Source organism: Acetobacter garciniae (assembly GCF_017377735.1).
Lineage (GTDB): Bacteria > Pseudomonadota > Alphaproteobacteria > Acetobacterales > Acetobacteraceae > Acetobacter > Acetobacter garciniae.
In genome coordinates, this window is the sequence record NZ_JAFVMH010000003.1 from 66,988 (window position 1) to 88,046 (window position 21,059).

The 21,059-nt window shown below is 58.7% G+C and carries 15 protein-coding genes; 14 read left to right on the forward strand and 1 reads right to left on the reverse strand.

Annotated features, from left to right (window positions below):
- Positions 1-206 precede the first annotated feature (206 nt).
- From J2D77_RS07995 to J2D77_RS08030, 8 genes are all read left to right on the forward strand, one after another.
- Complete coding sequence (locus tag J2D77_RS07995; RefSeq protein ID WP_207845763.1) at positions 207-2,558, forward strand: TonB-dependent receptor; 2,352 nt, start codon at positions 207-209, stop codon at positions 2,556-2,558.
- A gap of 55 nt (positions 2,559-2,613) precedes the next feature.
- Positions 2,614-3,672, forward strand: coding sequence for an ABC transporter substrate-binding protein (locus J2D77_RS08000; protein WP_207845764.1), 1,059 nt, complete (start codon positions 2,614-2,616; stop codon positions 3,670-3,672).
- 54 nt (positions 3,673-3,726) lie between these two features.
- A complete protein-coding gene (locus J2D77_RS08005) occupies positions 3,727-5,124 on the forward strand; it encodes a type 1 glutamine amidotransferase family protein (RefSeq protein ID WP_207845765.1) in 1,398 nt (465 codons plus the stop codon).
- Positions 5,121-6,215: an ABC transporter ATP-binding protein gene (locus tag J2D77_RS08010; protein ID WP_207845766.1), complete on the forward strand. Its 1,095-nt coding sequence runs from the start codon at positions 5,121-5,123 to the stop codon at positions 6,213-6,215. The genes J2D77_RS08005 and J2D77_RS08010 overlap by 4 nt, the downstream gene beginning before the upstream one ends.
- The gene (locus J2D77_RS08015; protein ID WP_207845767.1) at positions 6,212-7,060 is read left to right on the forward strand and encodes an ABC transporter permease; all 849 of its coding nucleotides are present in this window, start codon (positions 6,212-6,214) and stop codon (positions 7,058-7,060) included. Before J2D77_RS08010 ends, J2D77_RS08015 begins: the two co-directional genes overlap by 4 nt.
- Positions 7,061-7,065: 5 nt before the next feature.
- On the forward strand, positions 7,066-7,824 hold the full coding sequence (locus J2D77_RS08020) for an ABC transporter permease (protein ID WP_207845768.1): 759 nt from the start codon (positions 7,066-7,068) through the stop codon (positions 7,822-7,824).
- Positions 7,825-7,978: 154 nt separating this feature from the next.
- Entirely contained in the window at positions 7,979-9,769 is a 1,791-nt protein-coding gene (locus J2D77_RS08025; protein ID WP_207845769.1) for a gamma-glutamyltransferase family protein, read from the forward strand.
- 114 nt (positions 9,770-9,883) lie between these two features.
- Positions 9,884-11,179, forward strand: a complete 1,296-nt coding sequence (locus J2D77_RS08030; protein ID WP_207845770.1) for an amino acid permease — start codon at positions 9,884-9,886, stop codon at positions 11,177-11,179.
- A gap of 17 nt (positions 11,180-11,196) precedes the next feature.
- On the opposite strand, the gene J2D77_RS08035 is transcribed toward J2D77_RS08030, so the two are convergent.
- On the reverse strand, positions 11,197-12,369 hold the full coding sequence (locus J2D77_RS08035; RefSeq protein WP_207845771.1) for a helix-turn-helix transcriptional regulator: 1,173 nt from the start codon (positions 12,367-12,369) through the stop codon (positions 11,197-11,199).
- A gap of 569 nt (positions 12,370-12,938) precedes the next feature.
- Here J2D77_RS08035 and J2D77_RS08040 point away from each other — a divergent pair.
- From J2D77_RS08040 to J2D77_RS08065, 6 genes are all read left to right on the forward strand, one after another.
- A complete protein-coding gene (locus J2D77_RS08040; protein ID WP_207845772.1) occupies positions 12,939-13,535 on the forward strand; it encodes an invasion associated locus B family protein in 597 nt (198 codons plus the stop codon).
- Positions 13,536-13,779: 244 nt separating this feature from the next.
- Complete coding sequence (locus J2D77_RS08045) at positions 13,780-15,060, forward strand: MFS transporter (RefSeq protein WP_207845773.1); 1,281 nt, start codon at positions 13,780-13,782, stop codon at positions 15,058-15,060.
- A gap of 165 nt (positions 15,061-15,225) precedes the next feature.
- The gene (locus J2D77_RS08050) at positions 15,226-15,693 is read left to right on the forward strand and encodes a MarR family winged helix-turn-helix transcriptional regulator (RefSeq protein ID WP_230975650.1); all 468 of its coding nucleotides are present in this window, start codon (positions 15,226-15,228) and stop codon (positions 15,691-15,693) included.
- Positions 15,694-15,799: 106 nt separating this feature from the next.
- Positions 15,800-17,005: an alpha-hydroxy acid oxidase gene (locus tag J2D77_RS08055; RefSeq protein ID WP_207845774.1), complete on the forward strand. Its 1,206-nt coding sequence runs from the start codon at positions 15,800-15,802 to the stop codon at positions 17,003-17,005.
- Positions 17,002-18,501, forward strand: coding sequence for an aldehyde dehydrogenase family protein (locus tag J2D77_RS08060; RefSeq protein ID WP_207845775.1), 1,500 nt, complete (start codon positions 17,002-17,004; stop codon positions 18,499-18,501). Before J2D77_RS08055 ends, J2D77_RS08060 begins: the two co-directional genes overlap by 4 nt.
- A 299-nt stretch (positions 18,502-18,800) precedes the next feature.
- Positions 18,801-20,831 carry a PQQ-dependent dehydrogenase, methanol/ethanol family gene (locus tag J2D77_RS08065; RefSeq protein ID WP_207845961.1) on the forward strand — a complete coding sequence of 677 codons (2,031 nt, stop codon included), beginning with the start codon at positions 18,801-18,803 and terminating at the stop codon, positions 20,829-20,831.
- The last annotated feature ends 228 nt before the right edge of the window (positions 20,832-21,059 follow it).

The following is a 21,059-nucleotide window of genomic DNA, read 5'->3' on the forward strand; positions in this document are numbered from 1 at the left end:
CTCTCTATAAAAATAATATTTGAGAAATTTTATAACAAATTATAACACTATAAGACGTTTGATCTGCGTTTGTTGTAAATTTTATATTATATGAAGTGCTTTTAAGGCATCACCAAGAATAACAATGACTTAAATGAACACGCGCATGAGTACGCACGCAGGGAGGGCTGCATTGTTATGTCATTTCTCAAGTCGGGAGCGTCGCTATGACTTATAACGGGACTTCTTATGTTCTTGGTTTTACGGCAGTAAGCGTCGCGCTTTTCGCGGGGTTGCCATCTGCTCGCGCGGCTCAGTCGCAGCAACTTTCCAACGAAGCCAGCTATAGTTCACAGAAAAATGCGCATTTGCGAGATGCGCGTCATCCGACCGATCGGGCCCGTCCGCCAGCAAAAGCGCCGCGCAGCGCAGCGCAGGCGAAAGATCCGGAATATATTCAGGTCAACGGTCAGCAGCGATCGCCGTTCGGAAACAGCGCACGTCAATTGGTCGGGGTTTCTGAAACCCATATCGACGAACAAACCATTGCGCTCCACCATGTCGTGAGCGTGCGCGATCTGCAATCGCTCGCACCAAATCTGAGCATCCAGCCGCAGGGTTCAACGACAAACGTGAATTTCTATTTGCGGGGCGTCGGCTTTAAGGATTTCACATCCAATAATACGCCTTCGGTCATGCCCTATATTGACGGCGTTGCCGTTCCTTTGGGGTATATGGCAGGTGCATCGATTTTTGACGTGCAGGGCGTGGATGTGGTGCCAGGGCCTGCGGGGTACACCCACGGGCAGACTGTCACGGGTGGTGAGGTCAATATCGTTACAAACGCCCCGACAAGCACGTTTCATGCCGGCGCCAGCCAGGATATCGCCAGTTATAACAGGCTTATTTCAACGGCGTATCTGTCAGGGCCGATTTCGTCTACGTTGAGTTATCGCATTGCGGGAACCACGCAGCATGGTGGCGGGTTCCAGATCAATCGGTATGGCGGCGCAGATTTCGGTAACGCGGATAAAGGCGCGTTAAGAGGTAAACTGTTGTGGCGGCCAGATGAGAGGACGGACATTACCTTTACTGGATCGTGGTCGCAGGACAATTCAGAGGGGCTGGGGACTTACAACATCGAGGATCTGGTCAGCCCGATCCTGCCGCCCGATCGTAATAATCTTATGACAGGCTGGGGATTCCGCAAGGAATTCACGCAGTTGATCGGGGTGCGGAACGGGTCGAAGCCCTTTAATAATGACACGGTATGGAGCGCGAATATCACCGCGAACCGGGATTTCGGCTGGGCCAAGCTGACATCCATCACCGCGTTCCAGCAGATGTATATTCATAACCTGAATGACGATGACTCATCCAATTCAGCGTCGTACGATTTTTATTACACAAATAACTCGAATGTTTTTTCGCATGAAATGCGCTTGAGTTCGACAAATAAAAATTCGCCCCTGGATTGGGTGGTCGGCATGTATTACGATAAAACGACCACAAAAGCGTCTTTGTACAACGATTTTTCGGCCAGTCCGACACGTCCTTACATATCGGACACACGCTATAGCCAGAACCAGGAGGCCTTTAGCCAGTTCGCGCATGCAGGTTATTTTGTGCTCAAGAATCTGAAACTGACCGCGGGCGTGAGTCATGAGTCCGATGACCGCGAACTGCTGAATATGACAACGCAACATTATGGTTACAGCGATAATAATTACGGAAATCATGGTGCGCTGACGAACGAATTCGCTGGTATGGGAGGCATTGAATACCGCCCGCTACGCCATCTGTTGCTGTTCGGCAATATTCGTAAAGGGTTCAAGCCAGGTGGCTTTACGGCCAATAATACGGTTATCGCGGCGCAGCTTACGCCTATAAAACCCGAATCCCTGCTGGCTTATGAAGCCGGTCTTAAGACCGATTTTTTCAGGAACCGGTTACGCTTCAACTGGACGGGTTTCTGGTACGATTATCACGGACAGCAGATCAAGGGGCAGGAAGTCGTCGCCGGCTATGGTATTGTCGGACAATATATTAACGTGCCCAAATCGACGATCTGGGGAACCGAGGTCGAAATCGACGCCAATCCTATCCCCGGCCTGATACTCAGCCAGCATGTGGGATATGAAAGGGGTAACTATCACGGGCTGCGCTTTATCGATTCTGCTGCGACATACGCGACTTTTGCCAAGACGGGCGTTTATACTGCAAGTTATGATTCCCTCAATCGCGTCGATGCGGGCATACCGAAGCTGACACTGAACGGAAGTGCGTCGTACAAGATTAACATTTTCCGGGGCTGGAACCTCACGCCGGAAGTGGATTACAGCTACAGGGGTTCCGAACTGGATTATCCGGGGAACAATATCTATCGGCTTCCCGCCTATTTCCTGATGAATGCGTCTTTGACCATGGCCAGCAATTCCGGAAGGTGGTTGGTTTCGGCTTATGCGTCCAATATTCTTGACAGACATTACGATCTGTCGCGCGAAACGGGCGCGGATTCTTTCTATGGGGTTCCGGGGGCGCCCCGCTTCATTGGGGGGAGAATGGCGTTTAACTACTAATAAAAATATGCGCCTGAGCGCACAATAATCCGAACTTTGGCGTAAGGTGAATGGCTTGAAAAGGCGAGAGATACTCAATATCGGCGTGGCCTGTCTTGCAGGGGCACCGTTTGTAAGGCGACAGGCATGTGCGGCAGTGCCCGCAGGCGGGCTGGAGCTTGCAACCTGGGGCGGTTTGTGGGGGGCTGCCATGGCGCGCTACGTGGACCAGCCTTTCAGCCAGCAGACGGGTGCGAGCGTAACGGATGATTTCAGTTCAACGCCGGTGGAACGTATCCAGAAAATAAAGATGAGCCAAGGCGACCAGGTTTATGATGTCGTGCAATTGCATGATGGCATAGTGCCGCTGGCCGAAGCGGAGGGTGTGCTCGAACCGTTGGATGAGACGTGGCCGGAGTTGTCCAATATGAAGGACATTCCCCAACGCTACAAGCGTCTTGGATGGGTCGGGATGGCCTATTCTGCCCTAGGAATTGCCTATAATCCGAAACTTGTCGGCAAGCCACCCCGGAGTTTCGCAGACCTGTGGAGCAATACCTATCGCGGTATGATCGTGTTGCCGGAAGTCAGCCATTCCCTCGGGCTTTATATCGTTCCGATCGGCGCGCTGGCCGCAGGAAGGCCTGTTGAGGATACCGAGGCAGGTTTCAAAATGCTGGAGCGGATGGTTGCGCTGGATCCGATCTGGGCGCGCGATACGGATTCGATCATGAACGCCCTGGCATCTGAAGAGGCCGTAATCGGGCTGCTGTATAAATCCCAGGTTGAAACGCTGAAACAGAAGGGAAAAAACATAGAATGGATCATGCCACAAGAAGGTGGGATTTCTTATGTTACGGGCACGGGCATCGCAAAAAACAGTAAAAATATTCGGTTGGCAGCCAGATATCTCAACATGACGATCACCGCCGAATATCAGCGTTTTGTTTCCGAAATATTCAGTTACGAGGGTACAAATCCCGGCGTTGCCTCTCTTCTGACGCCCGAAGTCCGGCAGCGATGCGGATTTTCCGCTGATGAGCGTTCCAAAATAATAGACCTGGACCAGGAATGGATGGCCCACAATCGCGTCGCATGGGCGGATCGTTGGAATCGTGTTGTTTCAGGAGGGTAACGCCCCTGCAAACCCTTATGTCGCTGCTGCGTAGTGTTTCAAAGGAGAGCGGTCATGCCTGTTATTGAAATAGGCACCTATAATGCCTGGAATTTACACGATCTGGTGCTGCTGAATCGGTGCAGGAAAAAGGGTGTTGCCTATGTTAATCATGGTAACGACATGCGACGGGAAGAGCCCCCGGCGCAGGAGGCCGGATTTTCTCAAAGCGGGAACCCAAATAACTCCGATGGGCGCGATGACACGCATCCTCGCATAGCTTTGTATTGCGGTCAGGCGGTGGGGTATCCGTACTGGGCCTATTATTCACATGCGCTGCTTAGTATCGGGCTCGTGCACAAGCCCGTTCATCCTCAGGAAATCATCGCGAACGCGCTGGATGATTTTGATGTCTTGATCATGCCCGGCGGGTTTGCGACATGGGGCCTTGATCGGGCGGAAGGCATGGTGGGGGTGGATGCGACTATCAGTCGCTTCATAGCGCAAGGAGGGCGGTTTCTCGGGTCCTGTGGCGGTGCGTTTTATATGGCGACCGGCCGTCCCGGCTGGCTTGGCATTCTTGACGCCATGCCAATGTACACTCAGGAATACCTGCTGACAGGGGCAGGGATGGTGAGTATCCGGATTGAGGACGCCCGTCTTGGGTATCGGCTGCCCGAGGGTCTGGAAATGCCGTACTATCATGGGCCGGTTTTCGATAACAGTCCACGATCGGCGAGAACATTGGGAACGTTCCGTTCATTTATCGTACCCAGTCGGCTTTTTATAGACAACCCTTTGAAACCGGCATTATTCCAAACGGAAATGCAGGGAACTCCCGCGATTGTGCATGGAACCCATGGCGCGGGTCAGGTCGTGGCTTTTTCATCCCACCCGGAGATGGGCGAACTGGTCCGTCGTGCGATCGCGATGAAAGGCTATGTATCGCAGTTCCTGCCAATCCGTGGGCTGGAGATCATGAAGCAGACTCTTGCCTTCTATATGTCTGACGATTGCGCGGGCTTTCTGCTTATCCATAACGCCCTGGACTATCTAAATGCTTTTTCCGCCACGTCGGATTGCCGGGACGCCGGGAACGATGAATGTGAAAACGGCGGTTTTGCCGAGAGTATCGCATCGCTTGATAATAGTATCACACAGGGGCTGTCGCGTCTTTTGAGCGATATATCGTGCGGACATCCCGATATGGAAACGTTAAGGGATATCGAAATCAAACGCCTTGAAGCGGAATGGGGCCGCGTGATGGACAGGGTTGACGAAAAAGGGACATGGGGCGTGATAAGCGGCGAACTGAATGCTATTTTCTCGCAGTTGAAGTCGGATGTGACCGTGGCGCTTCGGCCTGACATGCCTTGGGAAGAGCGTCTCGTGCTTGTGGAATTACCCATTCGTATTGCGACCGCCACGCTCCGTATCATGGCGTGTGACGAGCAGTTGCGGAACCTGGCATGAAACAGCAGCATTCTCCAATCGACGGGTCGCAGGCCGATGTCGTTCTTGCCGGCGTTGAAAAGCGCTATGGAAACACAATTGCTTTGCGTTCCATGGACCTGAGTATAGAGCGCGGGGAATTGTTCGCCCTGCTTGGCCCAAGCGGGTGCGGGAAGTCGACCACGCTGCGCCTGATTGCAGGCTTTGAGCAACCCAGTGCCGGGCGTGTCTTCGTGCGTGGGAACGACGTTACGCGTATTCCGTCCTCGAAAAGAAATTTCGGGATAGTTTTCCAGGGTTTCGCGCTGTTTCCGCATATGACTGTCGCGCAGAATGTCGGCTTCGGCCTAAGAATGCGTAAATTGCAGAAATCCGAGATGAAGCAACGTGTCATGTCTGCGCTGGAACTGGTCGGGCTCGACCATCTGGCGGATCGGTATCCACGGCAATTGTCAGGCGGGCAGCAACAGCGTGCGGCGCTGGCCCGGGCCATTGTGATCGAGCCGGATGTTCTTGTGCTGGACGAACCCATGAGTGCGCTGGACAAGATCCTGCGGGACCGCATGCAGGTCGAGATCAGGCGGATCCAGCAGCGGTTGAAAATGACGACAATCCTGGTGACACACGATCAGGAAGAAGCATTGGGCATGGCCGATCGTGTGGGTGTGCTGAATGGTGGGCGGATTGAGCAGGTCGGCACACCCCGTTCGATTTATGAGACTCCGAGAACCACCTTTGTCGCTACGTTTCTGGGCGCCAGTAACCTGCTGACCGGCAAAGTGGAAGGATATGACGGCGCGCAGGCCGCCATCAGCGTGGCAGGCCGTGTGATATCCATACCCCGCGGGGGATTGGAGCGGGGTGCTACGGTCCCCTTGTCGCTTCGTCCCGAGAAAATCCGCCTCTGCGCTCACAGTCCGTTTATGGGGAAGGTGAAGGAGATGACCTATAAAGGGTCCACGACCTATGTCGAGGTGGACGTGAACGGGGTCTCCTTTGCGATTTCAGGCGACAGCGCGCAGATACGTGGCCAGCATTGCGAGGTCGGGAATCTGGTCGGCCTTGAATGGGACGCGCGCGATGTGGTTGTGCTGGAGGATGTGGCGTCATGATCCCCGCATATTACAAGGCGCCACGAACGCTTCTGGCCATATTGCCCCTTTGTTTTCTGGCACTTTTTTTTCTGGTGCCTGTCGGTTATTTATTTATCCTGAGCTTTGTTGAAGGCAACGCCTTTGGTGGTGCCCATTGGACATTCACCACCGCAAATTATACCGGCATGTTAGGAGACAGGTTCTATATCGTTATCGCTGTCAGGACGATATCCATATCCCTTATAGCGTGCGTTCTTAATGTAATACTGGCGTTTCCTGTTGCACTGTTCGCGGCCCGTCTTCAGTCGGTATGGAAATCTGTTTTCCTGACGATTGCCACAGTGCCCCTGATGGTCAGCAATATCGTGCGCGCATTCGGGTGGGTGGTGATATTGGGGCGAAGGGGTATCCTGAATTCGGTCCTACAGTTTTTTGCACCGCAAATGGTTTTAAGGCAGCATCTGTTTTCTATCCAGGCAATCTGCTTCGGCCTGCTGACCATTACGCTGCCGTTCACCATCATGTTTCTGACGAACGCCGTATCCGGCATCGATCGAAAAAATATCGAAGCGGCGGAATCGCTCGGGGCAACCCGCTGGGGTGTCTTTTATCATATCATACTTCCGCTTACCAAATCGGCACTTGCTTCGGGTTTGATGGTCGTTTTCTTTCTGACGTTGAGCGCCTATGTCACCGTCACGCTGCTGGGCGGCCCGCGCTACAAGACGCTTGTCGGATTTATCTATGATTATTCAGCCACTCTTCGGTGGCCACAGGCGGCGGCACTGTCATTTGTGCTGTTGGGTATAGGGCTGGCGTTTGCCGGAATCGTTCAGCTCCTGGTTTCGGAGCGCAAGAAATGAGGCGCATGGTTCTGTATTCCGCTGTTGGAATATCCGCGTTTTTGACATTGGTTCCGATATTTCTGGTGCTTGTCCAGGCATTTAGCGCGGGCGAAATGCTGACATTTCCGCTACCCGGGCTTTCCGTGAAGTGGTTTGTCCGCGCATATACGGTGCCGGAAATCAGGGAATCCTTTTTGTTCAGCGTTATCCTGGCTGTTGTTTCATCCGTTTTTTCAGTCATGCTTGCATTGTGCGGTGCCTTGTATGTGTCTCGCAATGGCGGGGTGCTTTCCAGGCTTGTCACTATTCTTGCGTTGGTGCCACTGGTCTTTCCCGCGTTCATACTGGGGCTGGCCTTGCTGTTTTTCTTCAAGGCTGGCGGGGTCAATGCAAAACTGGGCTTGCTGATCGCGCATATCGTCATCTCAATCCCCTATGCGTTTCGTCCGCTGGTGGAGGCGCTGAAGGAAACACCGCTCTCCCTGGAGGAAGCGGCGCAGAGTTTGGGTGCAGGACCGTTGTCATCCTTTGTGTTGGTAACATTTCCTCAAATTGCGGCAGGCGTTGGTACAGCGTGGGTTTTTTGTTTTGTTGTGTCGTTTAGCGAATTGAGCGCAACCCTGTTCCTGGCCGGTCCCGGTGCGATGACGCTTCCCGTGGAGCTGTTCAGTTATCTGGAATTCCAAGGGGATCAGCTTGTCGTCGCGGCGGCATCCACCGCTCAGGTCCTGTTGACGTTGGGAATGGTTTTTCTGGGCAACAGGGTTTTCCGTCGCAGGTAAACGGGACGACCGTGAAGAGGCCCCGATATTTGGCATGTTGCCCGTAATAACCGGCGCAACAGGACGGTTACTGTGTTGTCGAACATTTTTTGCAATTCGTGCTCTTCATGCTCCCCGGTGGGGCAGGCGTATCTTCTGTTCAAAAGGCAAATCGATGAAAAATTTTACGACCAGGCCGGAGTTAAGCGGTACTTTCGGTGCGATCAGCGCCACGCACTGGTTGGGGGCCGCGGTTGGAAGTTCGGTTCTGGAAAGGGGAGGCAATGCGTTTGATGCCGCTGTCGCATGCGGCTTTGTGCTGCAGATTGTCGAACCGCACCTGAACGGACCGGGCGGCGATGTGGTCATGATTGTCAAGGCAGCCGGGGAAGACGCCCCTGTTGTTATCTGTGGGCAGGGTGTTGCGCCGCAGGCCGCGACAATGCAGGCGTTCGACGCCTTGAATCTCAAGATGATTCCGGGCACAGGCCTGCTGCCTGCCGTGGTGCCCGGGGCGTTCGATGCGTGGATGCTGCTTTTGCGCGATTACGGGACTTGGACGGTGGAGGATGTTCTCGCCTATGCCATCAGTTATGCGGAAAAAGGCTTTCCGCTTTTGTCGCGGGCCGTGGCCTCCATCGTGCCGGTTGCGGATCTGTTTCGTGAGGAATGGCCGTCATCCGCCGAAATCTGGTTGCCGGGAAATGCGCTGCCACGCCCGCGTGAGATCATGTTTACGCCCGCGATCGCGAACACGTACAAGCGGATCATTCACGAAGCCAAGTCCAGAAGTGCTGACCGGATCGAACAAATCGAGGCAGCACGGGCGGCCTTTTATAGCGGCTTTGTGGCCGAAGCCATTGATTCGTTTTATCGTAAGGCGGAACTGTTCGATACGACCGGACGCCGAAATGGCGGGCTGTTGCGTGGAAGCGACATGGCAAACTGGCGCGCAACCAAGGAAAAATCTGTTTCACTGGAATTTCGCGGGCTACGTGTCCATAAAGCTGGGCCGTGGAGCCAGGGACCGGTTTTTTTGCAGCAACTCAGCCTGTTGCAGCAATTTGACCTAGAGCGTCTTGTTGCCGTGGGGGGCGATCAGTTCATCCATATGGTGGTGGAATGCGCAAAGCTCGCCTTCGCCGATCGCGAAGCGTTCTATGGTGACCCCGCCGCGACCGATATTCCAATAGAGACATTGCTTTCCGATGAATATGCGCGGGAAAGAGCAAAGCTTGTCGGTCCCAACGCCTCGCTTGAATGGAACGCAAGTTATTTGCAGAATGCCGCTGAACGTCTGGGCGTTATTGCCGGACTTGCGGGAAGCGAGGTTCCTGCCGGGCCGGGCGGGGGCGAGGTCACATTCGCAGCCGTGCCGGAAATTGAAGGCGATACGGTACATCTCGATATCGCGGACAGATTTGGTAATGTGATTTCCGCAACACCAAGTGGCGGCTGGCTCCAAAGCTCCCCCGCCGTGCCGGGGCTTGGTTTCTCCTTGTCCACACGCGGGCAGATGTTCTGGCTGGATGAGAGATTGCCGTCCTGTCTCAGGCCCGGCACGCGGCCGAGAACGACATTGACCCCCACGCTTGTAACCCGCGAAGCAGAGGGCATGTTGGCTTTTGGCACACCCGGTGGCGATCAGCAGGATCAATGGCCGCTGACGGTCTTTTTGCGCCATGTGCTGGGCGGGCAGGGATTGCAGGAAGCCATTGATGGCCCGATGTTCCACAGCAAGCATTGGCCAAGTTCCTTTTATCCGCGTGATTACGAGTTGGGGCGTATTTTGATCGAGGATCGATTCGGCACGGACGTGGCAGCGCGCCTGAGCGAGCGAGGCCATAAGGTTTCCGTTGATGGAAGCTGGTCTTTAGGTCGTATTTGCGCGGTTGAACGGCGGGCAGGATTGCTGTTTGCGGGGGCCACGCCACGACATATGCAAAGTTATGCGATCGTCAGGTGATTGACCGCCCAAAATGGTGTAACTGTCCCACGATACAGGGTGCCTGCCGCCCGGCGTGGGATGCACGACCCGCCCCGCCGACAGCGCAAGCCCGTTCGGCGTTAACGGAGTGCCATGACGAACAAACTTGCCCCCCGGCATCTGACCATGATCGCGTTTGGCGGCCTGATCGGGATGGGGCTTCTGGTCGGGTGCGGCAACGCCATCCACCGCGCCGGGCCCGCCATTGTGCTGAGCATCCTGTATGCAGGCCTGTTGACCTATTGCGCCATGCGCACCCTGTCGGATTACATGGAGCTTGACCCTGACCGGGGCTCGTTTCTCGCCTATCTGGGAACGTCGCGCCGGTCGGCGGAGGAATTTGTCTGCGGCTGGCTTTACTGTGGCTACTGGACCTGCGTGATCGCGGCGGAAGGGCTGGGGGGCGGCATGTTGCTGCATCAGTATCTGCCATTACCAGTCCTGCCGACATCGCTGGCGCTTATCGCCGCAGCCTGTGTGCTGAACCTGCAATCGGTCAGGCTTTTCGGGCAGGTCGAGTTCTGGCTGACCATGATCAAGCTTGTCGCCATCATAGCCTTCTGCGCGATCTGCCTGGGTGCCGTCCTGGTGACGCTGTACCACGATGGCGGGCAGATCCTGCATGGAACAAGCCTGGCCACGCTGGCGCCCTACGGTATTGGTGCTGCTTTTTACAGTGTGCCGACCATCATGTTCACCATGGCGGGGGCGGAGATCATCACCATAGCCCACCGCGAAACCGAGGCATCCAGCCGCACGCTGTCCGGTCTGGCCCGGCTGGTGACATTGCGCATGGTCGCGTTCTATCTTGTGCCCGTCATCCTTATCCTGCTTATTCTGCCGCTGTCTTCCGTCCGGCCCGGGTTTTCGCCCTTTGCCGATACGCTGGCTTTCCTGCATGTGCCCCACGGCAAGCTGGTGTTTGACGGCGTCATTCTGGTGACATTGCTGTCATGCATCAATTCCAGCACTTATATCGCATCGCGCGTGCTGAACGAACTCCTGACCGAGGACTGGCCACAGGGCGGCGGTCACGGTTCATCCGCACCGTTTGCATCGCGGATCCTGGCTGTGTCGGTCGCGGGCGCACTGCTTTGCCTGGGGGCCACGCTGTTCAGTGCTGCGGCCTTTTCCCTGCTGCTGGATGTCAGCGGTTATATCACCATTGTCGTTTATGGCGTGATCAGCCTGTCCTTTATCCGTTTTACGGCGGGCAAGACCTTGTCACCCATGACCCGGATACGGGCGTTCGCGGCCCTGTTGCTCAGTGCCGGCGTCATGTCCGCCATTATCGGCGGGGACGCACGGCGCGATGGCATAGAGTGCTTTCTGGTTCTGCTCGTTCTTCTTTCGGCCTGCCGGATAGGGCTGGCCCGGTCTCTGCGCTGAAAGGGCGGGGGGCCTGATCACGGGCTGGCGGCTATGGTACGGTTTGCGGGGAGCGGTCTGTTCGACCGCGTTCCCATGGGAGAGAGAGTCCCCATAAAGGTTGCAAGCTGGCTCTGGCTGTTGACATTGAGCTTGCGGAATATCTCCTTCAGCAGGGTTCTTGCGTATTGCTCGGATATGCCAATAAATTCCGCCGCTATTTTCGGGGGAGTGCCAGCGCCGATATATCTTGCAAGACGCACTTCCGATTGTGTCAGCCCCCAGATGCGGAGTGCGTTGGATACGTCAGCAGGCGTATCGCCCGGGCGATTGGTCAAAAGGAGAACGGCGGATTGTCGGTTGATCGAAGAGCCGCGTGATCCAATATGGGGTAATTTCAGTATTTTTAGAAGAGTTTTTGTATTTGTCGTGCAGTTGACACAGATGATGCCGTCATCTGGCATTTCGCTGTCCGCAAGCAGAACGCTGGTGATGAGAGAGTGCAGGGAGGACGTATTGTGCCGGTTTGCAAAAGACAGTCGGCCATCTGTGTAAGTAAAGGCGTCACCGATAAGGGATTTGAATTTGTCATTCATCATCAGGACTTTTGTATCGTTCCTGAGCAATGCGGCACCGCATGTCAAATTCTGGCACAGGCCGGCAAAACCATCTTCTATCAGGGACGCCTGGCGGTTGCCGACGGAAAGGGTGAGCGAACGGCAGATATGGCGGGAAAGAATATTGCGGATCTGGCGTTCTTCTTCGGTTTCGTTTCTTTTGCCGAAATGTCTTTGGGTGGATATTTTAACGGCGACTGAAAAAGGGTCTTGATGGATAAAGACATTCGTGCGGCCCCACTCGTATTTTTTAAGAAATTCCTGGTAAAAGGTCGATCGGGCGACCTCGGCATCGCTTACGAAATCAGCATCGCAGAAATCACCGACCACATTGATTTTATTCTCAAAGAATTCGTTATAAGGGTCCAGCCTGCAATAGGGGTCTGCGGTGTGGAAATAGTCATGAAACATTGCCACATGCCAGTTCGTGTCGAGTGAACTGATCGACAGTTCCTGTTCCTTCGGGTTGGTCGGGACAATAACGGTTGCCGAAATTCCAAGAAGCTTAGAGCATTCCTTCAAGGTTGCGGACCATGTGCTTTCGTCAACAGCGCAGTTATATATTCCTTCAATAAGCGCATTAAGTTTCAGCATGACGTTAAAATCTTTTCCAGTTGCGCAGTCCGTCAGGTGTCGGGGGACGAGCTTCCTGCTTACGACAATAACACTCCTTAACTGTAACACGGGATTGTGATATTGACACCCCTCCCATATGGAAGGGGTCTTTTCTCATGAGAGCTTGCATGAATACTCAATAATTTATCTGAATTATAACCTGCTGGAACGGGTCTCGCGGGCAAATGCTTGCGTGGCATTGCGTGCCAGGTCTTGCGATCGCAAATTTTCTTCCTCTGCCCTCTCATATGGGAGCTTAGCCAACAGAGTGATGTGTGCGATGCAAAGCCACTCGAATTTTAAGGTCGACACGAAGGTGGCTGGTGAAAAGTAATTTTACGCCGATATTCGAGAGGAGAAACGCACCCTTTGAAAGCTGGTACCTGCGATGCAGGTTGGAAGGCTGGTGCTGCACGGTATGGTGGCGTACCGCCATGCGTTCGGGCTGATCACGCCATTTCCGTTTTAAATTCTGATCCCGATATAAAAGGAGCCAGAGGGGCCGTTCGGCTATGGCGGGCGGGCCCTGTGTCTGGTACATTTCGAACATGAACACAAAAGCAGTGATGATTGCAGCGTTGGCAGGCCTTGTCGCCGTCGTGGGATATGGCTCGCATGCCGGGCTTTCCATGCTGCGGGCCTTTGCGTCCGCAGCACAGGCGGCTGCCGTTGCACCCAGGCAGGACAGCGTTGCCGGCACATTGCCCGACGGCGCATCGACCCTGACCGAAACCTACCAGGCGTGGCAGGTCGTGTGCCAGCCCGGCCCGAAGGGTGAGACATGCGTGGTTTCCCAGCGGGTGGCCGACAGCAAGACGCATAAGCGCATCATGGCAATCCAGTTTCATCCCGATGGCAAGGCGGTTGCGGGCATTGTCGCCCTGCCTCTTGGTGTCAGATTGACGGATGGTGTCGCCATCCGCGTGGATGGCAAGGCCGTGGGAAAATCCTTTGCCTTCACCACCTGTATTCCCGAAGGCTGCATAGCCTCCCTGACATTGGACGAATCCCAACTGGCCTTGCTGGAATCCGCCAAGAAGGCGGAGTTCAGTTTTTTCACCGCGGCAGGACATCATGTCGATCTTCCCATAACGGTTACGGGGCTGGATCACGCAATCACGCGGGTGCGGGCCCTTTCCCGCTAAATCGGGCGCTGGGGCAAACCCTGCGTCCAATGGGTTCGACATCAATGGGCGGCGTGCCGGCATTTTCTGGTATCGGCAACTCCCGCGCCATCGGTGTGTGGCTGATTTTCGGACTGCTCCGTGGCAACAGGCTTGCCGCAGCGCAGCGCGCAGCACCGGATTGGCGCGGTCGGGCCCGCGTGGAAAATTGTTGCAAAATCATGTGAAAACTATCTAATTGCTCGGCAGCAGAGTGCGGAGCACCATGGATACCCAGCGCAAAAGCCTTTTCAGCGCCATGATCGGCAATATGGTCGAATGGTACGATTTCGCGCTCTATACCGCCGCGACACCGCTGGTTTTCGCCCCGCTGTTTTTCCCACCCGGTCAGTCCTCCTTCGCAAACCAGTTTGCAGCCATTGTCGTTTTTGCCTCGGGCCATGTCATGCGGCCCGCCGGTGGGGTCCTGTTCGGGCATATGGGCGATTGCCGGGGGCACCTGAACGCCCTGCGCTGGACCCTGCTGCTGATCGGGACTGTCACGGTGCTGATCGGGCTGTTGCCCACCTATGCGCAGGCGGGCGTGCTGGCCCCTGTCTGCCTGCTGGTCATGCGGCTGGTGCAGGGGCTGGCCGCAGGCGGTGAATGGGCAGGCAGTGTGCTGGTGATCGGGGGTGCCGCACCAGACGGGCGGGCGCGCCATGTCATGATGGCGCTAAGCCAGAGCGGGGTGGCGCTGGGCATGGTGCTGGGCACGGCCGCCCTGTGGCTGGCGCAGTCTCTGCCTGCCACCGCCTTTACAAGCTGGGGCTGGCGCGTGCCGTTCCTGATCACGCTGCCTGCCGTCATCATGGGGGTGTGGCTGCGCGCCGGGCTTGCGGTCCCCAACGCGACCACCATGGCTGCCCCTGGGGCCGCCCCTGGGGCCGGGCCGGGGCGGGCGGCAGGCTTTCCCTTCTGGCGGCTTGTGCGCACCAGCCCCGGCCCCGTTCTGTGCGGAATCGGCCTGCGGCTGGCCGAGAATGGCGGCGTTTACCTGATCACCGTGTTCGGCCTGGTTTACGGGCGCGAACAGGGCGTGCCCGACAGGCTGCTGCTCGCGGGGCTGACGGCGGGGCTTATTGCCGATGGCTGCGCCATGCCGCTTTTTGCCCGTCTGGTCGCGCGGTGGGGGGCTGCGCGCATCTATCTGGGCGGGCTGGTGGCCCTGGCTGTCCTGTCCGTGCCGTTTTTCGCGCTCATCCGTTCCGGCACGGGCTGGGGTGTGGTGGCGGCCTTTGTCCTGGCCCTCGGGCTGGGCCACGCCCCCACCATCGCGGTGGAGCCGCTGCTGCTCGAACGCCTGTTTCCCCCCACCGTGCGTTATACCGGGGTTGCGGTGGCGCATGAAGGCGGGGCTGTGCTGGCGGGCGGCGTCTCGCCCGTGGTGGCGGCGGCCCTTTATCACCTGGCGGGAAATGTGAACGCCGTTGCCTTCTATCTTGTCGGGCTTGTGGCCTGTTCGGGGCTGGCCCTGCTGGCATGCCGCGCCCCCCTGCAAGAATGACCCTTTCCGCCGCCGGGCAGATCGGCTAGTCCTGCCTTTTTGGAACCGGTGGTCCATCAGGCCATCCGGTCACGCAGGGCGAGTCGCCGCCCGGGGGTGCCGAGGTCGGGCAATCTGGCCGCGCCGCCTGCCTGGCAGTACGCTCCCGAGCCGAGGACTGGTTTTTTGAGACGAGGCAAGATCTGGCGTCAGGCCAACCCGACCAATGCGGCTTTTTCGCCTGATGCATCGCCCTTCTTCCATCTGTCGCGGCTGACGGGGCTGTACCATCTGCGCATGGATGCCCATCTCAAGCCCATCGGCATGGACGTGCCGCGCTGGCGGGTGCTCAATATCCTGTCCGAACGCGATTACGCGACCATCAGCACCATTGCCGACCTTGCGGTGATCAGGGTGCCGACCATGACCAAGCTGATCTACCGGATGGAAGCCGAAGACCTGGTCAGCACCCAGGTTTCCGCCCGGGACGGGCGCGTGACAGAAGTCAGCCTGACCGAGAAGGGCCGCGCCGCAGTCGAGCAGGTGCGCGCCAAGGCGGGGCTGATTTTCGAGCGCGCCTTCCATGACGTGGAAGATGCCGAGATCGACGCATTCATGAAAACCCTGCGAAAAATCTACGACAATATCTACTGATCACTCCACCGCGAAAACTTAATAAATAAGTGGAAATGTCTACCATTCCGCTGTAGTATCGTTCTCGTTCGCCAGGCATGGCGGGGGATGACGGAGTGCGGCGGCCATGATTATTTCCGCGAACGAACGCAGGCGGGTGGCCCGAAACAGGCTGCCCCGCTGGCTGTTCGACTATATTGACGGCGGTGCCGGGGCCGAGACCACGCTACGCCGCAACACGGCTGCGCTGGATCGGATCGGTTTTGTCCCGTTCGCCCTGCGCGGCGCGGCTGAACCTTCGCTCAAGGCCCGTGTGCTGGGTCTCGATATGGATTTTCCGGTCGCCCTCGCCCCTGTGGGCATGGCGGGGCTGGTCTCCCCGGTGGGGGAGATCGCCGCCGCCAGGGCCGCGGTCGGGGCGGGCAGTGCGATGTGCGTGTCCAGCTTCTCGCTTGCGGGGATCGAGCAGATCGCAGCCAGCGTCGACCCCGCGCGGCTGATGTTCCAGCTCTATGTCTTCCGCGACCGTGCGGTCACGCAGGATATGCTGTGCCGGGTCTGGGCTGCGGGCATACGCACGCTGGTCGTCACGGTCGATACCCCCATAACCCCCATGCGCGAGCGTGATGCCCGCAACGGTTTTCGCAGTGCGACCGGTGTTTCGCCCCGTCTGGCGGGGCAGATGCTGGTCCGTCCGCGCTGGCTGTATGGCGCCCTGCGCCGGTCCGACCGGCTGATCGGCAATCTGGTGCCCTACGGCATGGGCACGAACCTGTTTGCCCAGGCCGCCGCCATCAGCCGCGCCATGGACCCCGGCCTGGATTGGGATGACATGGCCCGCCTGCGCGCGCAGTGGAAAGGCCGGCTGGTGATCAAGGGCGTGCTGCACCCGCAGGATACGGCGCGTGCCGCAGCCCTGGGGGTGGACGGGGTTGTGCTGTCCAACCATGGCGGCCGCCAGCTTGACGGCGCCATTTCCGCGATCGAAGCGCTGCCCGCCAGCCTGGATGCGGCACAGGGCCGGGTGGAGGTCTGCGTGGATGGCGGCTTTCGCTCGGGCGGCGACATCATCAAGGCACTGGCCCTGGGGGCGTCGGCCGTGTGGATCGGGCGGCCCTGGGTCTACGGACTTGCCACGGCGGGCGGGCAGGGCGTGGCCGATGTGCTGGCCAGCCTGCGCGATGGCATGCGCAGCACCATGACCCTGCTGGGTGCGGCCGATCTTGCAACCCTGCGCGCGTCGCGGGCCCAATGTCTTCAAACAGAGTCCATTCAAACGGGCGAAGGTGGCGCGGTTGTGCCCTTTCCCCGCATGGCAGAGGCAACAGCATGACTGAAACACCCATCCTGCCCGCAGTTCGGGATTTTCTGGACCGGCGGCACCAGCTTTATATCGGCGGCCGGTGGGTGGAGGCCGAAGGCAACGCCCGGCTGAATGTCTACAACCCGGCCACGGGTGCCATAATCAGTTCCGTGCCCGATGCCACGGCGCGTGATGCCGCGCGTGCGGTCGATGCGGCGCGGGAGAGTTTTCGCGTCGGTGTCTGGGCGTCCCTCGCCCCCGGCATGCGCGAGCGCGTGCTGCTGCGCCTTGCGGACCTGGTCGAGCGTGATGCGGAAATCCTGGCCCAGCTCGAAACGCTGGAACAGGGAAAATCCCTTGTCCTGTCGCGTATTCTCGAAGCCGGTGGCGCGCAGTCCTGGATCCGCTATGTGGCGGGGCTGGCCACCAAGATCACGGGGCAGAGCCTGGACGTGTCCATCGCCCTGCCGCCAGGTGCACGCTATACCAGCTTTACCCGCAAGGAACCCGTGGGCGTGGTGGCGGGGATCGTGCCATGGAACTTCCCGCTGGTGATCGGGGTGTGGAAAGTGCTGCCCGCCCTGGCGGCGGGGTGTTCGGTGGTGGCCAAACCGGCCGATACCACACCGCTGACCCTGCTGTACCTGGCCCAGCTCGCGACCGAGGCCGGCGTGCCCGATGGTGTGTTCAATGTCGTGACCGGGCGGGGTGCCGTGGCGGGGGATACGCTGGTGCGCCACGCGGATGTGGCCAAGGTCAGCTTTACCGGTTCCACCCCCGTGGGCAAGCGCATTGCCCAGATCTGTGCCGGGCGGCTGGCCCCGGTCTCGCTCGAACTGGGGGGCAAGAACCCCGCCATCGTGCTGGCGGATGCGGATGTGGAACAGGTGGTGGGCGGGCTGGCACTGGCCGGGTTCCTCAACCAGGGTCAGGTCTGTGCGGCCTGTTCGCGCGTTTACGTGCAGGCCCCACTGTTCGACAAGGTGGCGGCCGGGCTGCACGCGGCCCTGTCTTCCATGCGGATCGGACCGGGCATGGATGAGACGACGCAGGTCAACCCCGTGGCCTCGGCCGTGCAGCAGGACAAGGTATCGGGCTACCTGCAGAACGCGATGGAGCAGGGGGCCGAAATCCTGTGGGGCCAGAACCTGCCGGGCAATGCGGGGGCGGGCTATTACGTGCGCCCCGCGCTGGTGCTGAACCCCGATGATACCCTTGCCCTCACGCGGGAGGAAGTGTTCGGCCCCGTCATGGCGCTGACACGGGTCGACAGCGTGGAAGACGCGCTGGCCCGCGCCAATGACAGCAGCTTCGGTCTGGCCGCCAGCGTGTGGACCAGCAGCCTGGCCCAGGCCATGGACCTGCCCCCGCGCATGCAGGCCGGTACGGTCTGGGTGAACAGCCATGTCATGATCGACCCGAATCTGCCGTTCGGCGGCATGAAGGATTCCGGCCTGGGCCGCGATTTCGGCACGGACTGGCTGGACGCGTTCACCGAACTCAAAGCTGTCTGTATCCGGCACTGATGGGGGGCAGGCGGCACATGCACCCGGCGCTGAAAAACGCCCCCGCATATCGGCGGATTTTTGCAGAAATGGCGGGCAGGGGGCGTGCGCTGCCCCCGGCCGGTCTTGCAGCCTTTCTCGCGCTGGTTGCGATGGGCGCACCGCCGGTGTCCCATGCCGCACCGGCCATGGTTCCGGCCAGCCAAGGCGCTGCCAATGTTCTGCCCGGCCCGCATGACGGGGCCGATACGCACCCCCCTGCTCCGCAGGGTGCGCTTGGCAGCACGCAGGCCGTGGCAGCCGCCCTTGCTTCGGGCGGCATGGCCGTGCCCGACCGGGACTGGCCGCAGCATGGGCGCACGACGGCCGAGCAGCGCTACAGCCCGCTGACACAGATCGACACCCACACCGTGGGGCGCCTTGGCCTGGCCTGGTATCAGGATTTCGATACATTTCGCGGGCAGGAAGGCACGCCGCTGGTGGTGGATGGTGTCATGTATGTCACCACGAACTGGAGCAAGGTCGAAGCGCTGAATGCCGCGACCGGGGCCGTGCTGTGGCGTTATGACCCGCGCGTGCCCGGCAATGTGGCGGCCAAGGGCTGTTGCGATACGGTCAATCGCGGTGCGGCCTATTGGGAAGGTCGTGTCTATATCGGCACGTTTGACGGGCGGCTGATCGCGCTGGATGCCAGGACCGGCCACCAGTTGTGGAGCGTGAACACCATCCCGGCCGAGGCCAGCTTGGGCGGCATCCGTTCCTACACCATCGATGGCGCGCCGCGCGTGGCCAAGGGTGTGGTGATGATCGGCAATGGCGGGGCCGAATTCGGGGCGCGCGGCTTTGTCTCGGGTTTCGACGGGCGGACCGGCGCGCTCAAATGGCGTTTTTATACCGTGCCTGCCCCGGGCAACCGCCCCGACGGCGCTGCGTCCGACACCGTGCTGGCCCAGAAGGCGTACCGCACCTGGAGCCCCACCGGCGCGTGGACCCGTTCGGGCGGGGGCGGCACGGTGTGGGATTCCATCGTCTACGACCCGCAGACCGATCTTGTCTTCCTGGGCGTGGGCAATGGTTCGCCCTGGAGCTACAAGGTCCGCTCGAACGGGGTGGGCAGCAACCTCTTTTTGGGTAGCATCGTAGCCATCCGCCCAGAAACGGGCGAGTATGTCTGGCATTTTCAGGAAACCCCCATGGACCAGTGGGACTTTACAGCCTCACAACCCATGATGGTGCTGGACCTGACGATTGGCGGCGTGCGCCGCCACCTGCTGGCCCAGGCCCCCAAGAACGGCTTTTTCTACCTGCTCGATGCCGCAAGCGGGGAATTCGTTTCCGCCATACCCTACACATTTCTCAACTGGGCCGATGGTGTGGACCCGCTGACCGGCCGCCCGCGTGTCGTGCCCGATGCGTTGTGGTCGCTCACCGGGCAGACCTGGATGGGGATCCCCGGCTCGCTGGGCGGGCATAACTGGGCGCCCATGGCCTACAGCCCCCGAACGGGATATGTCTATATTCCCGCCCAGCAATTGCCGGAACCCTTCAAGTCGGAAAAAGATTTCCATCTCCATGCCATGGGGGTCAATCTCGGCATCGACATGGCGGGCCTGCCCGATGTACCCGCCGTTATTGCCGCCGTGACAAGCGGTGTCAAAGGCTGGCTGGAAGCCTGGGACCCCGTGGCGGGCAAGGTGGCGTTCAGGGTGGAACACGACACGGCATGGAATGGCGGCGTGCTGGCGACGGCGGGCGATCTGGTATTCCAGGGCCTGGCAACTGGCGGTTTCGAAGCTTATAATGCCCGCACGGGGGCGGTGCTGTACCATTTCGATGCCCATACCGGCATTGTGGCCCCCCCGATCTCCTACGCGGTGGACGGGCGGCAATATGTGGCGGTGGAAGCCGGATGGGGCGGGGTTTTCCCGCTTATGGGCGGCGCACTGGCACGGTACCGCAATCCAGGCATCAACCATTCACGCCTGCTGGTTTTCGCACTTGACGGTCATGCCCGGCTTCCGGCTGAAACACGCACCGGGCAGTTGCCCACGCCCATAACGCAGACAGCCGACCAGGCGCAGGTGCCTGCCGGGTACGATCTGTACCAGCATTACTGCCTGGCATGCCATGGCGATAACGCCGTGGGGGGTGGCGTGCTGCCCGATCTGCGGTTTTCGGGGGCTTTGGCGTCGAGCGATGCGTTTAACGCCGTCGTGGCGCGCGGGGCCCTGACAGCCTATGGCATGGTGGGTTTTTCCAGCGTGCTGGCGGCGCAGGATGTTGAAAAGATAAGGCAGTTTCTGATCAGCCGCGCCGTGGCGCGCCAGGCGGCGGAAACAGGAAAAAAATAGTACAGAATCGAAACGAAACTGCTGGACATATCAGTTTCTTTTTCACATAATATTTTATGTTTACGGGCAATCTCGGTCCTTTTCCGCAAAAAGGGACCGGCGGGGCGGCGCGCCATTGCCTGATCGTATCGATTGATGCCCGCCGGGCGGTCGGCGGGCCAGTGAGGAAACAAGAAAGATGTGGATAAATCGGACGAGGAAGGGTGTGCTTCCTGCGGTGCTCCCTTC

Excerpts from the sequence above, each read along its gene's own strand:
- J2D77_RS07995 (WP_207845763.1), top strand. The coding sequence starts at position 207 with ATGACTTATAACGGGACTTCTTATGTTCTTGGTTTTACGGCAGTAAGC.
- J2D77_RS08005 (WP_207845765.1), top strand. The coding sequence starts at position 3,727 with ATGCCTGTTATTGAAATAGGCACCTATAATGCCTGGAATTTACACGAT.
- J2D77_RS08010 (WP_207845766.1), top strand. The coding sequence starts at position 5,121 with ATGAAACAGCAGCATTCTCCAATCGACGGGTCGCAGGCCGATGTCGTT.
- J2D77_RS08015 (WP_207845767.1), top strand. The coding sequence starts at position 6,212 with ATGATCCCCGCATATTACAAGGCGCCACGAACGCTTCTGGCCATATTG.
- J2D77_RS08020 (WP_207845768.1), top strand. The coding sequence starts at position 7,066 with ATGGTTCTGTATTCCGCTGTTGGAATATCCGCGTTTTTGACATTGGTT.
- J2D77_RS08025 (WP_207845769.1), top strand. The coding sequence starts at position 7,979 with ATGAAAAATTTTACGACCAGGCCGGAGTTAAGCGGTACTTTCGGTGCG.
- J2D77_RS08030 (WP_207845770.1), top strand. The coding sequence starts at position 9,884 with ATGACGAACAAACTTGCCCCCCGGCATCTGACCATGATCGCGTTTGGC.
- J2D77_RS08035 (WP_207845771.1), bottom strand. The coding sequence starts at position 12,369 with ATGCTGAAACTTAATGCGCTTATTGAAGGAATATATAACTGCGCTGTT.
- J2D77_RS08040 (WP_207845772.1), top strand. The coding sequence starts at position 12,939 with ATGAACACAAAAGCAGTGATGATTGCAGCGTTGGCAGGCCTTGTCGCC.
- J2D77_RS08045 (WP_207845773.1), top strand. The coding sequence starts at position 13,780 with ATGGATACCCAGCGCAAAAGCCTTTTCAGCGCCATGATCGGCAATATG.
- J2D77_RS08055 (WP_207845774.1), top strand. The coding sequence starts at position 15,800 with ATGATTATTTCCGCGAACGAACGCAGGCGGGTGGCCCGAAACAGGCTG.
- J2D77_RS08060 (WP_207845775.1), top strand. The coding sequence starts at position 17,002 with ATGACTGAAACACCCATCCTGCCCGCAGTTCGGGATTTTCTGGACCGG.
- J2D77_RS08065 (WP_207845961.1), top strand. The coding sequence starts at position 18,801 with ATGGCCGTGCCCGACCGGGACTGGCCGCAGCATGGGCGCACGACGGCC.